The organism is Chryseobacterium sp. BGARF1 (genome assembly GCF_001677955.1).
GTDB lineage: Bacteria > Bacteroidota > Bacteroidia > Flavobacteriales > Weeksellaceae > Chryseobacterium.
In genome coordinates, this window is the sequence record NZ_LELA01000237.1 from 1 (window position 1) to 352 (window position 352).

Sequence of the window (352 nt, forward strand, 5' to 3'; positions counted from 1 at the left end):
TACACATTTACTTTGAAGAGAAAAATACAGCTCCAAAAGAATTCTCATCACTCATCTTGCAGTCAAAAGGTTTCGTTCCTGAGATTATAGTAGATGATTTTCCTCTCCGCGGAAAAACAGTGAAACTCCATATTAGACGCAGAAGATGGACCGATACTAAAACAGGAAACATCATCCAACGAGATTGGAATCTTATTGCCAAAGGAACTCGCATGACACAAGATTTTGCCGAGTTCTTAAAAAAAATCAGCAGATACTAAAGCGCTGCCTTGCAAAACCATTGGTGAGATGTATGGCGTGGATGGTAGAAAATTCCAAAGACAGTACAAACAAAGCATCAGTAATTTTAAAG

The 352-nt window shown here is 38.1% G+C and carries 1 protein-coding gene; it reads left to right on the forward strand.

Translation table 11 applies throughout. From position 1 onward, the window contains the following. Positions 1-260: transposase (locus AB671_RS22640; RefSeq protein WP_066681867.1), on the forward strand; the 260-nt coding region annotated here is incomplete at its 5' end. Positions 261-352: the final 92 nt, after the last annotated feature.